Source organism: uncultured Eubacterium sp. (assembly GCF_945980375.1).
Classification (GTDB): Bacteria; Bacillota; Clostridia; order Oscillospirales; family Acutalibacteraceae; genus Eubacterium_R.
Genome location: NZ_CAMFQO010000008.1, coordinates 19350 through 34775 on the forward strand (window position 1 = coordinate 19350; position 15426 = coordinate 34775).

At 34.4% G+C, this 15426-nt stretch carries 10 protein-coding genes; all 10 read left to right on the forward strand.

Going from position 1 to position 15426, the window contains the following annotated elements; genetic code table 11:
* Positions 1 to 8: 8 nt before the first annotated feature.
* On the forward strand, positions 9 to 695 hold the full coding sequence (locus tag Q0P34_RS03875) for a hypothetical protein (protein WP_294953154.1): 687 nt from the start codon (positions 9 to 11) through the stop codon (positions 693 to 695).
* Between the two features lie 86 nt (positions 696 to 781).
* Complete coding sequence (locus tag Q0P34_RS03880; protein ID WP_294953157.1) at positions 782 to 1180, forward strand: hypothetical protein; 399 nt, start codon at positions 782 to 784, stop codon at positions 1178 to 1180.
* A gap of 25 nt (positions 1181 to 1205) precedes the next feature.
* Positions 1206 to 7382, forward strand: a complete 6177-nt coding sequence (locus Q0P34_RS03885; protein WP_294953158.1) for a carboxypeptidase-like regulatory domain-containing protein — start codon at positions 1206 to 1208, stop codon at positions 7380 to 7382.
* A gap of 62 nt (positions 7383 to 7444) precedes the next feature.
* Positions 7445 to 7708 carry a hypothetical protein gene (locus Q0P34_RS03890; protein ID WP_294953160.1) on the forward strand — a complete coding sequence of 88 codons (264 nt, stop codon included), beginning with the start codon at positions 7445 to 7447 and terminating at the stop codon, positions 7706 to 7708.
* 34 nt (positions 7709 to 7742) lie between these two features.
* Positions 7743 to 8924, forward strand: a complete 1182-nt coding sequence (locus tag Q0P34_RS03895; RefSeq protein ID WP_294953163.1) for a hypothetical protein — start codon at positions 7743 to 7745, stop codon at positions 8922 to 8924.
* Positions 8925 to 9021: 97 nt separating this feature from the next.
* The gene (locus Q0P34_RS03900) at positions 9022 to 9324 is read left to right on the forward strand and encodes a DUF4176 domain-containing protein (protein ID WP_294953166.1); all 303 of its coding nucleotides are present in this window, start codon (positions 9022 to 9024) and stop codon (positions 9322 to 9324) included.
* Positions 9325 to 9333: 9 nt separating this feature from the next.
* Positions 9334 to 9960: a hypothetical protein gene (locus Q0P34_RS03905; RefSeq protein ID WP_294953169.1), complete on the forward strand. Its 627-nt coding sequence runs from the start codon at positions 9334 to 9336 to the stop codon at positions 9958 to 9960.
* Between the two features lie 84 nt (positions 9961 to 10044).
* Positions 10045 to 13881, forward strand: coding sequence for a TIGR02452 family protein (locus Q0P34_RS03910; protein WP_294953170.1), 3837 nt, complete (start codon positions 10045 to 10047; stop codon positions 13879 to 13881).
* Positions 13882 to 13902: 21 nt separating this feature from the next.
* A complete protein-coding gene (locus Q0P34_RS03915) occupies positions 13903 to 14181 on the forward strand; it encodes a hypothetical protein (RefSeq protein ID WP_294953172.1) in 279 nt (92 codons plus the stop codon).
* A 1-nt stretch (position 14182) separates the two neighbouring features.
* Complete coding sequence (locus Q0P34_RS03920; RefSeq protein ID WP_294953175.1) at positions 14183 to 15187, forward strand: radical SAM protein; 1005 nt, start codon at positions 14183 to 14185, stop codon at positions 15185 to 15187.
* Positions 15188 to 15426: the final 239 nt, after the last annotated feature.

Genomic DNA, 15426 nt, shown 5'->3' on the forward strand with positions numbered 1-15426 from the left:
AAAGTTTAATGAGTGCAACAACATGGTTAATTATAGCAATTATTGGATTTTCACTTGCCGGAATTGCTTTGGTAGTCGCTATATTTATGTTTATAAATCAGAACATACCTTCTGTAATAGGTGATCTAACAGGCAAAACAGTTGCTCGTGAAATCAAAGCAATGAGAGAATTCAATAAAGCACATGGAGATAGAAGGTTTAGACCAAGTGAGGTAAATCTTGAAAGAGGTACATTAACTGAAAAAGTTGAAGTATCAAGAGAAGATCAGCAAGCTATGGCAGAGGCACATTTATCGAAACGCCTTGACAAAACTCCTTCTGAGGACATTTCTGTTAAAAAGAAAACTAAGGGTGGAACTATTGGTCTTAATGATTTTGAATCCACAGCAACAGATGTATTAAACGAAGGAAGTAACCCCACAGAAGTTCTTAGCGATAATGCTACAGAAGTGCTTTCGTCAAATGAAACAGAGGTTTTGAGCGATACCACAAACGCAACTGAGGTACTTAGTTCGAACGAAACAGAGGTATTGAGTAATAATGCTACAGAAGTTCTTAGCGACAGTACAACAGTATTATCAGAGGGAACAACTGTATTAAGTGAAAATGTGGAAGTTTCTGAAAATTTGGCAACTCCTATAAGCTTTAAGGTTACAAAGGATAAGACAATCACTCATTCTGATGAGGTGATTTAATGATGCAACTCATACAAAAAAGCAAACAATACTTGATATTAACAATAATCTTTTCTTTCATATCAAGCATTGCCATTGTCCCAAGTATGTTTATTGTAGGAAATGAAAAATCTTATCTAATGATTAAAATCGTGTTTCCCTTAATATTTTGGCTTGGTTTAGTTGCTGAACAATATTTCTTTTGGGAATCAAACAAAATAAGAAAAGAAATATTGAACAAAGGAAATTATCGTAAATTGAATGCAAAAATAGGACTCATCTCGTTTTTGCAAAACAAGTATGGAGCTATTGCTGATTTGATTTTCTTTGTTTCATTGATAATTTTATCATTGTTAATGATTGTTAAAGTTGGAGAAAAGTCAGTTCAATACATATTTATTTTTCTTTTGGTTTTATCGTTTAGGCTTCACACTATTCTAAACGGAAAAAACTTTAGATATATAAATTATTTTGTAAAAAGGAAGGTAAAACAAGATGTTGAGTAATGTTAAGAAAAAGACATCTAAAGTAATGGCAGCTATTATGGTTGTTGTAATGCTTGTAACAATGATTCCTTTGGGAACACTTGTCAATGTATTTGCAGCAGCAGTCGATGGTTATACTGTTACTTTGACCGATGGTTCATCAACCATTGACCTTGACGGGGTTGAAATCACCCTGACAAACAAAGCAGACAATGACAAAAGTTCTACAAAGAACACGGTAAATGGTGTGGCAACCTTTGAAAACTTTGTTCAGGAGGACGAAACATATACTGTTTCAGTAGCTGAAAAAATTGGCTATGAAGTTGTAGCTGATTTTGAAATTACTCCTGCAAGTGGTGATGCTAATACGGATGTTAGCCTTGTTGCTATTCCGAAAGTTGAACTCAAAGGAACTGTAACAGATGAAGATGGCAATCCTTATAAGGACGCTACAGTAAAGGTTACTGGCTACATAACGGAAACAACAGCAACCAATGCTGATGGTGAATATAGTTTTACAGCATATAAGGGTAAAGACTATACTATTACTGCAACTGCAAAGGAAGCTAAGTACGAAAAGGCTTCAACAACAATTAGCAGTTTATCGGCTACTCAGCCTGCCAGCTCTTTACAATTTGCAATTAAAACATTTAATATTACTACAAATTCTGATTCGCATGGCGATATTACAGAAACAAGTACGGTTAAATATAATGACTCAAAAGAAGTTACTGCAACAGCAAAGGATGGCTACCGTATTGACAGTTTTAAAGTAGATGGTGTTGAACAAACTTCTGCAACTGCTCAAAAAGAATATTCATATTCTTTTTCAAACATTACTGCTTCACATTCTGTAGTTGTATCTTTCAAAAGACAAACTTATAAAATATCCTTTACTGTTGATGAAAATGGTAAGGTTGAATATACCGATGGAACAAAGCAAACAGTTGCCGGTGGTTCTGTAAATCTTGAAAAAGAATTTAACGAATCTACAGATCCTACAAATCCGACAAAGGTTATAGTTGAGGTTATACCGAATCCAACATATCGTGTTTCAAAAATATCCTATAAAGGTGACCTTGAAGCAGATAAAAAGGAAGAAAAAAACTATACCGAGAACAACAAAAGTCTTGAAGGTTCCGAAGCAATAGCTTTGGAAATGAACAAAAACTATACCTTTGAAGCTGAATTTGCACTTAACCAATATGATATTAATATTGATAATGAAACTGATAAAGGTACAGTAACTGTTTCAGGAAGCACTAATAAAGTTGCAACAAAAGCAAATTATGGTGATGAGTTAAAATTCCAAATAAAAAATACACAAGGTTACATAATAAATGAAGTTAAAGTTAATGATGTTACAACAGCATACGAATATGATAATGATGCAGCAGCATATGTTGTTATAGTTAAGGATGTAAGTGATACTATTAACTTTAATGTAAGTTATGAAATAAACGATAAATTATATTCATTTAAAGACAATGTCAAACTTGAAATAAAAAACGGTACTAAATCAATAGTCTTTAACGATGGTACAAATGAACTTAATTCTATAAGTGAATTAAATAGTAGCAATACTGACGGATTAGTTGTTAAGACTGTTGGCAACACAATTGTATTAAAATCTGGCTCACAAATTGTTTTTACAAATCAAAACAAAGATAAAAGAGGCAGAAATCAAAATATCGAATTGCAATTTGTTTATTCACAGTTCAAAACAAATGACAACGGATGGTACAATCCGAGAAGCAGTAGTGTAACTGTATCAAAATCTTTTGAATTAACTAATGTTCAGGTTAAACCAAACGATAGAAATACAATTAATCCACAGGATGCAATAAAAGCTTCGGATCAACCAGTTAAATATACTATTGTTATTGACAATGATGTTCCAGAAATTTCTGTTTCAGAATCTGAATTTAAATGGACTAATGCAAATAATGTTGAAATTACAGGTACAGTAACAGATAAAAATGAAGAAAAGAACCCGTCTTCAGGTCTTTCTTATATTGTTTGGAACAAAGATGCAACCTTAAATAATGATGCTGTTTTAAATGCAACAGAAAATAAAGTTGCAATTGCTGATGGAAAATTCAGTTTTAATTCTGTTGACGGCGAGCAAAATTCAACATACTATATCTATGCAGTAGATGTGGCTGGAAATGTTTCATCAGCTAAAGCAGTTAAGGTGAAAATAGACAAAACTGCCCCTGTTGTGAAAAACATAAGCAAAGTACCTAATAGAGAGTGGACAAATGAAAACACAATAGTTAGTGGAGAAGTATCAGATAGCAACGAAACAGACAGCAATATAGTTTCAAAAATTAATAGAGTAGTTTATACCACTAATGCTTCATTAACTAATGAAGAGATTAAAGCATTGGGTTCAGATAATACTGCTACATTATCAGGTAATGAGTATTCATTTAATTTAACTGAATCACAAACCGAAATATATTATGTATATGCTATTGATAATGCCGGTAATGTTTCAAAAGCTGAATCAATAGATGTTAAGATTACAAGGGTTTTACCAATAATTAATTCAGTTGAAAAAGAACCATCAAAGGATTGGCATAATGATAATGTTAAGGTTAGTGTAAATGCTTCAATCGAAACCGGAGCATCTCCAATTGACCGTGTGGTATACACAACATCAAACGATTTAGATGATGATGCTATTCGTGGTCTTTCGACAGTTGCACAGCTCGAAAGTGGAAAGTATGTATTCACTATAGATAAGAGCGTCGAGCAAAATCAAACATATTATGTATATGCAATAGACAAAGCTAACAATATTTCATTGGCAAAAGATATTGTTGTAAGAATTGATACAGCTGAACCGAATATTGATGGATTTGCATTTGAAAAGCTTAATGCATCGGCACCAGCAAAAGTTATAAACTTCTTAACATTTGGACTTTTCTGTAATGAAGAAATTAAAGTAACAGCAACTGTTTCTGATACAAATGGCAATGCTAATTCCCAGTGCAATAAAATTGTATTCCAAATGTATAGTGATAATGCATTGGGTAATAAGTTTGGAAAACCTATATCGGTTGATGTCAATGTTGATGAGAATAATACATATACAGCATCAACAACAATTCCAATGGACTTCAAAGGAGTTATTAAAGCTGTAGTATACGACAATGCCGGAAATGCTTCAGCTGAGACAATGGCAAGCAAAGCAAATTGTTTTCCAAATACCGAAAATGACAAAATGAAGGATGATAATGGCTTAATTATGACTGAAAAACAGCCGCCACATATATCAGATATAACAGTTAATACTACTACACCAACTGCAAATACTAAAAATTGGTATAATAGTAAGGACATTACAATTCCTTTTGATGTAACTGATGAAACAAATGGAGATATAAACTCAGGTTTATATTCTGTTGTAGTTAATGCATATTACAATCAAAGCGAAAAAGCATATCAAACTGTGACATTTAACGAAGGTCTTGGTATTGATAAAGATGCAACTAAGGCTGAGCCTAATCGCCATATTGATTTGACTTTCGGCACAGATTCTGATGACAATATTCCTTATCAGGGCGATGGTCAATATAAGATTTCAGTATTAGTTACTGACAACTGTGGAAATACAGCCACAAAAGAATTTACATACTATGTTGATACAACAGCAGCAAAAATCGTAAGCTTTGAACTTGGCAAGGATTCAGAAGGCGTTGTTGAAGAAACTGACTATGGATATTATTTCAAAAACGATGTAGATGTTATTGTAACTGTTGATGATACTGTTGAAGGCGTTAAGGATATTTCTGATGCTTGTGAAGTAAGATATTACACAGTTGATTATTCTGAGCCTGATAAGCCTGTTGCTTCAGGTTCAACAACAGAAGGTTATACGGTAGCAGAGTATAAAGCCGACCAACATCAAGCAATAATCCCAATCAGAGGCAATTTCAAAGGTCAAATTTATGCATGGGTAATTGATAACGCTGATAATACTTCTATTTTGGCTTATAATGGAACAAGTATTGCTCCTGTTAAACCGGATGGATCTATTCTTGAATCGGCTGCAAAACATAACGATGAAGAACATATTAAGTTCACAAAAGAAGCTTCATCATTCACAACAGAAGATGGCACAGAGCTTTATGCAGGCAAGGTACCTGTTACAATCAATGTAATAGATACATATTCTGGTATTCGTGAAATTGAATGGTCGGTTGTTGCTCCTTATGATACTGATAATAATCAGAGTGGTAAGGTTACTGTAAACAATGACAAAACTTATACTGATGATAGTGAAGAAGGCTGGAAGCAGATAAAGACAGAAAACAACCTTGTAACAGAAATGGAAAGAAAGATTACTGTAAATAACAACAGTAATAACATCAAGGTTACTGTAAAGATGACTGACAGAGCTGGTAACACATCTGAACAGGAAATTGAGTTTAGCATTGACACAACAAAGCCAGCTATTGAAGTTACTTATGATAATAATACGCCGGATGAGTCATATAAGGATATTTATAAGGCAAATCGTAAGGCTACAGTAAAGATTACAGAAAGAAACTTTAATGAAAAGGATGTTATTTATAACATTACTAACACTGATGGTGTAATTCCAACAATTTCAAGTTGGGAGGCACACAAAAATACAGAAGCTCCTGATGAAACATATTATACTGCTACAATTGATTATGTTGCAGACGGAGATTATACCTTTGATATTAGTTATTCTGATCGTGCAGAAAATCCTGCTGATAAGTTTGCACAGCACGCATTTACAATTGATAAGACCGCTCCTGTACTTACGAGCGTTGTTTACGATAATGATGATGCGTTAAAGGATGGCAATAACTACAGATACTTTAAAGCTGACAGAACAGCAACAATTACCATTACAGAACACAACTTTGATGCTTCAAGAGTTGAGGTTATAGGTACAGCAACAGATAATGGAAATCCAATTACATTCCCTGCACAACTTAATGCAGATGTTGACTGGGAAGATAAAGGCGATGTCCATGTAGCTAAGATTAATTATTCAATTGATGCAAAATACACATTTGAGATTAAGTTCTTAGATATGGCTGGTAATGCTATGGATGAAGTTCCTGTTGATGAATTTTGCATTGACAAGACAGCTCCTACACTTGAAATTACAGGTGTTGAAGATAAGTCAGCTAACAATGGCACAGTAGCTCCTATTGTTACTTGTACCGATACAAACTTTAACAAGGATGCTGTTAAGATTGAGCTTATTGGTGCAAAGAATTCAAAGGTTGACTACGAATCATCAACAAAGGCTATAGATAATGGTCAGGAACTTACTTATAAGGACTTTGAGAAAGTTCAGAAGGTTGATGATATATACACTTTACAGGCTACATTAACAGACTATGCTGGTAATGAAACATCAAAGGTAATTACATTCTCTGCAAACAGATTCGGTTCTGTATATACATTTGATCGTTATTTGCTTGGAATCGAAGGTAAATTTACAAATGTTAAGGAAGATATTATCTTTACCGAAACAAATGTAGATACTCTTGAAAAAGGTAGCGTTAAACTTACTCTGTTTAAGGACGGAACTCCAGTTGACCTTAAAGAAGGTACTGATTATGATGTTGATCCTTCAGGTGGTAACGGAAAGTGGAGTCAGTATAAATACACCGTTCACAAATCATTGATTGATAGTGATGGTAAATACAGACTTAGAGTCTTATCAAAGGATATTGCAGGAAACAACAATGATAATACTGATGAAACAAAATCTGCTGAAATTTCATTTGGTATTGATACAACAAAGCCAATAATCGTTCCAATTGACTTAGAAAATGGCGAACAGTACCCTGTTGAAGTTAAGACTGTAAAAGCTGAAATTAAGGACAACCTTGTTCTTGATAAGGTTACTATTTACTATGGTAATGAAGTTAAGCCGGGTAATGAAATAAAATATACAGTTGAAGGCGAAACATACACCTTTGATATTCCTCAAAAGAATGAAAAGCAAAGCGTATTGTTTGTTGCTACAGATGCTGCTGGAAATATACACGAACTTGTTGTAGAGGACTTCCTTGTAACAACGAATTGGTTTGTTCGTTGGTACAATAATACTCCTTTATTTATCGGTTCTATTGTAGGTGTAGTTGTAGTAGCAATAGGTGTTTCAGCATTCATTGTCTTTGGTAAGAAAAAGAAGAAAGATGATGATGAGGAAACACAAACATTCTAAAATGATATAATTCCAGTGGGTAGAAATACCCACTGGAATAGCAATGAAGGAGGTAAAGGCTGATGTATCCAGAGTTTATAGCAATTTATGTAGGTTTAGCAATTTTGATAGCACTTGGAGTAGCTATTCTTATTCTCTTAATAAAGCTAAACAAAAACAATGAAGGCTTCCCTACTATGCCATCAATAAATACGACACCAACAGTAAGTAGTTCACAGCCTGCTTCAAATGAGTCTAAAGATGGTAATATGGCATTTTGTAAAAAATGTGCTACTCAATTTAGTGCATCAGAGCGTTTTTGTCCTAAATGTGGAACACCTCGATAAATACGATTTCAATAGTTTTTAGGAGGTGGACTTAATGGCAAAGACAGTAATAAATGTCGGAGGGGTTATTGGATTAAGTCCTACAATCAATTCGGCAAAAACTACAGTTTCTAATACAAGATCCTCACTAAATTCTACTCGTGGGCAGATTGATAGCAGAATTTTAGGTAGAAACAATTTAGGAAACAGATTGTCAAGTGTTTCTTCTCAGTTGTCAAATATTGAAAGCAGAATTACCAATATAAGAAATATGGTAGAAAATGGAGCAAATAGTTATTACCGAGCTGATGCTCGTGTTATGAACATGAAAAATGCTCTAACGGGTAAAATTAAGGGACTTGGTGTAATTGGTTTAGGTGTCGGAGGACTTGGTGGTTCAGACTCAACTAAACAGACAAAAGATAAAACAAAGGTTTCTGAAAAAGGTAAAAGTGATAGTACCTTTAAGCAAATCTTGAAAGATGATTGGAAGTTGGAAGGTTCCGTAGCTGAGGGCAAAAAATCGACAGAAGGAAAAGTGCTTGGCTTTGACTCGTCTGGAAGTGCCGAAGGCGATGTAATTGGAGGCTCTATTAAAACAAAATCAAAAGCAAAGTGGAGTCCGGAAAAGGGCGATGCTGGTATTGAGAAATCCATTGAAGCGGAAGGACATCTCGCAAAAGGTAAGATCAAAGGCAATATAGGCTTGCTTGGTGGAGAAATCGGAGGAACAGTCGGCTCTGTTGGTGCAAGTGGTAAGGTAGGAGCTACTTTGTTTAAAGAAGGTAAATTCTCTCCGTCACTTGATGCAAAAGTGAAAGCAGAAGCTGCTGCTGCAAAAGGAAATGCTGAAGTTAAATTTGGCACAGATCAGCATAACGCCCATGTTAAGGGCAAAGGAACTTTACTTGGTGCTGAAGCAGAAGCTGGTGGAAGTGCTGGTGTTATAACCTACAAAGATGAAACTACTGGTGCAACAAAAACAGAACTCGGCGTCAAAGGTAAAGTTGGTGCAGAAGCTTATTTGGCTAAAGGAAGCGTTTCAGGTGGCTTTTCTATATTTGGCATAAAAATTGATGCAGGTATTGAAGGAAAAGCAGGAGCTGTTGGAATTTCAGCAGAAGGAAAGGCTACAACAGGTGGAGTTTCTGGAAAAATTGGTGGAGCGTTAGGATTAGGTGGCGGTGTTGAAATAAGCATTGACTGGAGTGACTTTTCACTAACGGGAAAGAAATAATAATTATTTTGTTACCAATAGTTGTAATTTACAATTCGCATAATTGATAAAATAAATGTAATGTGATATAATTAAGCAAAATCTGGAGGTACTAATTATGTATAAAGACTTATTACCAATTGGATCTGTTGTGTTATTAAATGGTGGTGACAAAAGAGTAATGATTTGTGGTCGCATTCAGGCAAAAGAAGGCGATGATACCATCTATGATTATTCTGCTTGTTATTATCCTGAAGGAATCGTTGATCCAACATCAATGTTTTTCTTTAACAGGGATGCAATAGATACCGTATATTTTCTTGGATTTCAGGATAAGGAAGAATTAGAATTCAGAACTACCGTTCTTGACAATCTTGGTGAATTAGAAATTAAAGACGGTGTAATTGTTCCAAAGGAGTAAAATTCATCTATGATACTTGATGTTGTACAAGTTTCAAAAGATTTGTTTGCAGCGAGCTTTGTTATAAACAGAGGAAATGTTCAGGTTGGAGATTTTTCTCTTAAAGGTTCTCTTGGCTCAATGGAGGCAAATATAACAGGAAAACTATTTGAGCATAGTTTTGAAATGCGTTTCGGAAAATCAGATATTATTGAAATGGCTCACCCCTTTAGACCATATATTATAGATAAAAATGGTGTTCAAAATGGTATTGTTTATCAAACCAAATTTAATGGAGGGCTATTCAAAAAATTTGATTATCATCAAATGAAAAAAGCAGGAATAACATACGATTTATTTCCAATTGGTCTTGGTACAGATGGTAGCAAATCACCTATTTATCAGGACAATACTCAAATTGCTCAAATAGAAAAAGACTGTGTTGTATATAATGATTTACATACATACAAAATTTTTGCACAAGATGAATTTTCAGGTGAAATAGCAGTTTTGTTTGCTATTTATATGTATATTAATGCCGGATATAAACCTGGCAAAAAAGATATAACATCAACGGTAAAAGTAGTTACAAAAACTACAAATAAACTGTTGTTAGAAAAATATAATTCCGATTTTACAAAATATATTGAAGCGTAATAAGAGGGTTGCCAGTGAAGCGGCAACCCTTTTTAAGAAACATATTTGAAGTATAGTGTCTAATGTTTGAAAAGGTGACATTTTATGAACGAACAACTTATTAATTGCTTTCAGGATACTTTGAAAATGTGCGAAACTTCAGCATTGTCAAAGGCTACTGAAAAGGCAAAGAAATCAACAAAAGTATATAAAGAAAATTTCAGAAGCGAAGCTTCAAAATATGATTACCAGGCAAGACTTGTTGAAAGTGATTTTATTACTGTTTGCGAGGGTACTAGCTTTGCAACCGCAAAGGAATATGTAGGTCAAGGCAAAATCGGTGTGCTCAACTTTGCAAACCCTCACAATCCTGGCGGCGGAGTTGTTAATGGTGCTATGGCTCAGGAAGAATGCTTGTGCAGAAGCAGTAGCCTCTACCCATGTTTGCTTGTTCCAGAAGCGATAAATGAATACTATAACTACAACAAGAAAATTACAAATAATTTTTTCTCAGATAGAGTTATTTATACTGATAATGTAACTGTGTTCAAAACTGATGATACGGTTCCTTTTCTTATGCCTGAAAACGAGTGGTTTAATGTTTCTGTTTTAACTTGTGCAGCACCTTATATTGCAAAAAGAAAGTATACGAATAAGGCTGCATTATATGAACTGTTCAAAAGAAGAATTCGCAATATATTTGAGGTTGCATTAGAAAACCATATTCAAATACTTGTTTTAGGTGCATTTGGATGTGGAGCGTTTAAAAATCCGCCTGAAATTGTTGCCTCAGCGTTTAATGAGGTAATTAAAGAGTTGTTTTCTGTTTTGCAACAAAATATGAAAAAAATTGTTTTTGCTATAAAAAGCACAAATAACAACGATCCGTTTTCTGCTTGTCCTAATATTACTGCTTTTGAATTGGAATTTTACGGTATTTCATCTGAACTTTGCAAGGAGCGATTTTCAGGTGGAACTCCTTTTGCTTATGCCTATGGAGATGCGATTATGCCAAGTGGTAGAATTCATAAAGCAGGAAACGAAATTCCTAAATACTATGAATGGAAAAATACATACTATGAATGGAAAATCACTAACAAGTATTATGGAAAACAATTTTCAATTTTAGGTGATTCAATAAGCACATTAGCGGGTTATAATCCAAGAGGATATAATGTTTTTTATGAAGGTGATAATTCAAATAGAGCCAATATTCACGAAATGAAGGACACCTGGTGGGGAAAGGTTATTGACTTTTTCGGTGGAGAGCTTCTCGTGAACAATTCATGGTCGGGTAGTAGAGTTGCTAAATTGCCCAATAATGATAGTGTTTTCCCTTCTGCTTGCTCAAACGAAAGGACAAACGGACTTCACATAAATAATGTAAAGCCTGATGTTATAATTGTTTATTTAGGCACTAATGATTGGGCGTTTGGTACATTGCTTTATTACGCAGATTATCTTGGAGAGGAGTTAACACCTTCAGAGAGTTCATTCGAGTCAGCATATTCATTAATGTTAAAAAAGTTGAAAAAGAACTATCCTAACTCTGAAATATGGTGTTGCACTCTCAATTCAACATATATGTCATCAAATCCAAACTTTACTTTCCCGGAAACATATAATGGAAAAGACATAAAAAAATATAATGATATTATCACAAGATGTGTATGTGAGAACAATTGTAGGCTGATTAATTTATATGCAAATCAGTTGCCTTATGATTCTGTAGATGGCACTCATCCCAATGCAGATGGTATGAGTACATTATCTGTTCAGATTATTCGTGCTATGGCTGACGATAAAGGTGCGTCATTTTTGGATTGCAAAAGCGATGAACACGATTATGTGAGTCTTTCCGGATATTATGATGTTATGGCATACAGATGTAGAAAGTGCGGAAAGGAAAAATGGGAAGATGCATATGGAGATCCGGGATGGAATATTTTGGAAATGGAATATAATGATAAATATGATTCGGATTACAAATATGCACCAATCGATCCGAACAAGACGGTTATTCTTTATGATAACACCCTCAAACTGTTTATTACTTCAAAGGGAGAACATCTGGAATTCAAAAAAGATGTTGTATGTGTAGGAAAAACGGATGATTGTGATGTTAAATTTGATTCAAACTATATTTCAAGACATCATGCTCGTTTTTACTTTGAAAATTCAACTTGGTTTGTTGCTGATACAGACTCTATGAACGGAGTATGGCTCAATGGTAACAAGATTGAACCAAAAACAAAATATGAACTCTCAGCGGATGATGAAATCGATATTGCCCATGAAGAAACACTTGTTTTTTACAAAGTGAATAAAGGTACAGAAACATTATCTGAAGAGCAACAAATTGAGTATATACATTTGGAGATTAAGGATTGGAAAAGTACAGAGGATAAAGAAGAAAAAATAAAGTTCTTATTGGCTATTATAGAATTGATTTTGATATGTCCTATGTACATTCCTGTATCCGTTGATACTCAAGCAATGTTTGAAGGTATAGATGTTTCAAAACTTAAGAAAGGTCAAAAATTACAACTTAATAATGATGTAAGAATGAAAATCTCCACCGTTGAGGCTGATGGTAGAGAGCTTGTTCCTATTTTTACAACGAAGGATGAGGTCGATAAAGGTCCCGATACATCTGTTCTTCATATGTATCCGTGTGATTACTTACCTAAGCTTGCAGCTATGAATAAAGATATTATCATCAATGCTTTCGGGGACAATAGTTTTGTTATTACAGCTGAACTTCTGAATACTGTAATTATTTCGAGATTAAATCAAAGTGACAAGTCTGATAAAACAGAAGCTTTTGAAATATGCGAAGGCACTGTAATTGATCGCAAGTATGAGCTACTAAAACAAATCGGTCAAGGAGCTTTTACAAAAACCTATCTTGCAATGGACAAAAGGCTCAACAAGGCTTGGGCTGCAAAAATATGCATTAAGAAGAATTCTCCTGCAAATGTTATAGCAGCAATGATTAATGAAGCAAATTTTGTTAAAAAACTTAATCACCCTGCCATTCCTAACATTATTGATATAATTGACACAGATGAATATTTGTGTGTAGTTGAGGATTATATTGAAGGAGCAACTCTTGAAGATATTTATAAGGAATATGGAGCACAACCACAGGAAAATATTATTGATTGGGCAAGGCAGCTATGCGATGTTCTTGGATATTTACATTCTCAAAAGCCTCCGCTTATTCACAGAGATATAAAGCCTGCAAATATTATATTAAAACCTGATGGTAGAATAGTTCTTGTTGACTTCGGTATTATGAGAGAATATAAGCCCAATAATCTATGTGATACTCAAAATCTGGGCACAAAAGGTTATGCTGCTCCTGAACAGTATGGGGCAAGACAAACAGATGCAAGAACAGATATATTTGGCTTGGGAATGACAATGCATCATCTCGTTACTGGTGTTGATCCTAAAACCAATAATGGTCAAACATTGCCTATTTGTCAGATAAATTCAAACCTTTCAAAAGGCTTGGAATACATAGTTAATAAATGTATAGAGATTGATCCCGATAAAAGATTCCAGACAATGCAGGAATTGAGAGTTGCACTTGATAATTCAGGTAATAGTGTTTATGCTTCACCGGATGTGTTTGGAAGCAAGTTGAAAAGAGGATTAAAGGGTTTGTTTGGAAAAAGGGCAGCAAAACAAACCGACAAAGCTCCTGAGTCGGAGAAGCCGGAAATGAAACTTGTAAGATGCGAAAACGGACATTTTTACAATGCTGCTCAGCATTCAGAGTGTCCTCATTGTAAGCCATATCCTTTTAATAAACAAAATGATATAGAAGATATTCCTTGTGTTTATGCTTCTCCGGATGTTATGGGTGGAAAATATTTTGATGAGAGTGATGAAGATAGATGCACGGTACTTCTGAACTGGGATGAAGAAAATTAAAAATAAGGAGTGTATTTTGCTATGTCAGGAATCACAAATCTTGAAGACATTGAAAAAAGCAGCAATATATTATTATCGGCAATAAGTCATCTTGAAACAGCAAAAGATTTGATTGATAAGGGTATTTCAAAATTAGATTCTACTCTGATTGATGATTTGCCTATTGTGGAAATGAATCAGCTTGCAGAGAAATACATTAATAGTGTTAGATTTGTTCAGAGTAGACTTGATAATATGGTCAAGGCAAATACTTTGGCTGTTTATGCTCCGCCTGATATTATGTTTGGGGATTGGAAATAGTATGTATAAACTTGATACTTGTGTTTGGGAGATAACACGAAAATGTAATTTTAACTGTGCCTACTGTGGCTCTAAGGCAGGTGCTGAAAGAGAAAATGAACTGAGCACAGAGCAGTGCCTCAATATTGCTAAACAGCTTGTTGATATGAATTGCCGCAGAGTTGTCATTATTGGTGGAGAAGCCTTTTTGAAAAAGGATTGGGATAATATTGTTAAATATCTTGTTGATAACGGCAGAGATACAAGCATCATTACTAATGGCTTTTTAATAAATGATTTTATTATTGAAAAGTTAAAGGAAACAGGTATAAGGCATATCTCGTTGTCAATTGACGGTGACAGAGATGTTCATGATGAATTCAGAACAAAAGGTAGCTTTGATAAGGCAATAGAGGCAATCAAGCTATTAAGGGAAAATGGATTTGTTACAACGGTTATATCAACGCTTAATTCAAAAAGCATAAATACCATACCTGAACTTTATAAAAAGCTCAAAGCTCTACATATTGATGCGTGGCAATTGCAATGCTGCTCTCCTTTTGGTAATGCATCGGACAAGCAATATCTTGTTCCTTCAAAAGAGCAATTGCATACTGTATGTGAATTTGTTGCAAGAGAAAATAAAATTGCTGATTTTCAGATTGCTATTGCAGACAACATTGGATATCATACGGAGCTTGAACATCTTATTCGTGGCAATGTTCGTATGGGGTATAGTGGTTGTAATGCAGGTATTACAACAATAGGAATTGACTCTGTGGGGAATGTAAGAGGCTGTGAATCACTGTATGATGATAAATTCATAGAGGGTAATCTTTTGCAAACAACACTGCTTGATATTTGGACATCACCAACTGCCTTTGCATATAACAGAAAATTTCGCAGGGATATGCTCAAGGGCAAATGTGCAAATTGCGATGTTTGGTATAAATGTGCTGGGGGATGCAGATCTTTTAATTACTTTTACAGTGGTGAAATGTATGGAAGTTGTATTTGCTTAAAATAAACCTTTTTCTACCAATAAAAGATAGAAAAATACAAAGGCTCAATGTCAATACTAAGTAAATAAATGAAAAGAACCCTCTCAATATAAAACGAGAGGGTTTATTGCCTATGGGAGAATTAAGAGGCAACCATTGGTTTAGAAAACAAGTGTGGTGTATTATAATGAAACGGCAGAAAATATGTAGCACCTGAATTCCGACAAATCAGATGTTTCTGTTTGCAAAATTAATATATCAAAGC

Bases quoted from the DNA above. Each gene is read 5' to 3' on its own strand.
- Q0P34_RS03920 (WP_294953175.1), top strand. From the start codon at position 14,183: ATGTATAAACTTGATACTTGTGTTTGGGAGATAACACGAAAATGTAAT.
- Q0P34_RS03875 (WP_294953154.1), top strand. From the start codon at position 9: ATGAGTGCAACAACATGGTTAATTATAGCAATTATTGGATTTTCACTT.
- Q0P34_RS03905 (WP_294953169.1), top strand. From the start codon at position 9,334: ATGATACTTGATGTTGTACAAGTTTCAAAAGATTTGTTTGCAGCGAGC.
- Q0P34_RS03910 (WP_294953170.1), top strand. From the start codon at position 10,045: ATGAACGAACAACTTATTAATTGCTTTCAGGATACTTTGAAAATGTGC.
- Q0P34_RS03915 (WP_294953172.1), top strand. From the start codon at position 13,903: ATGTCAGGAATCACAAATCTTGAAGACATTGAAAAAAGCAGCAATATA.
- Q0P34_RS03885 (WP_294953158.1), top strand. From the start codon at position 1,206: ATGGCAGCTATTATGGTTGTTGTAATGCTTGTAACAATGATTCCTTTG.
- Q0P34_RS03895 (WP_294953163.1), top strand. From the start codon at position 7,743: ATGGCAAAGACAGTAATAAATGTCGGAGGGGTTATTGGATTAAGTCCT.
- Q0P34_RS03900 (WP_294953166.1), top strand. From the start codon at position 9,022: ATGTATAAAGACTTATTACCAATTGGATCTGTTGTGTTATTAAATGGT.
- Q0P34_RS03890 (WP_294953160.1), top strand. From the start codon at position 7,445: ATGTATCCAGAGTTTATAGCAATTTATGTAGGTTTAGCAATTTTGATA.
- Q0P34_RS03880 (WP_294953157.1), top strand. From the start codon at position 782: ATGTTTATTGTAGGAAATGAAAAATCTTATCTAATGATTAAAATCGTG.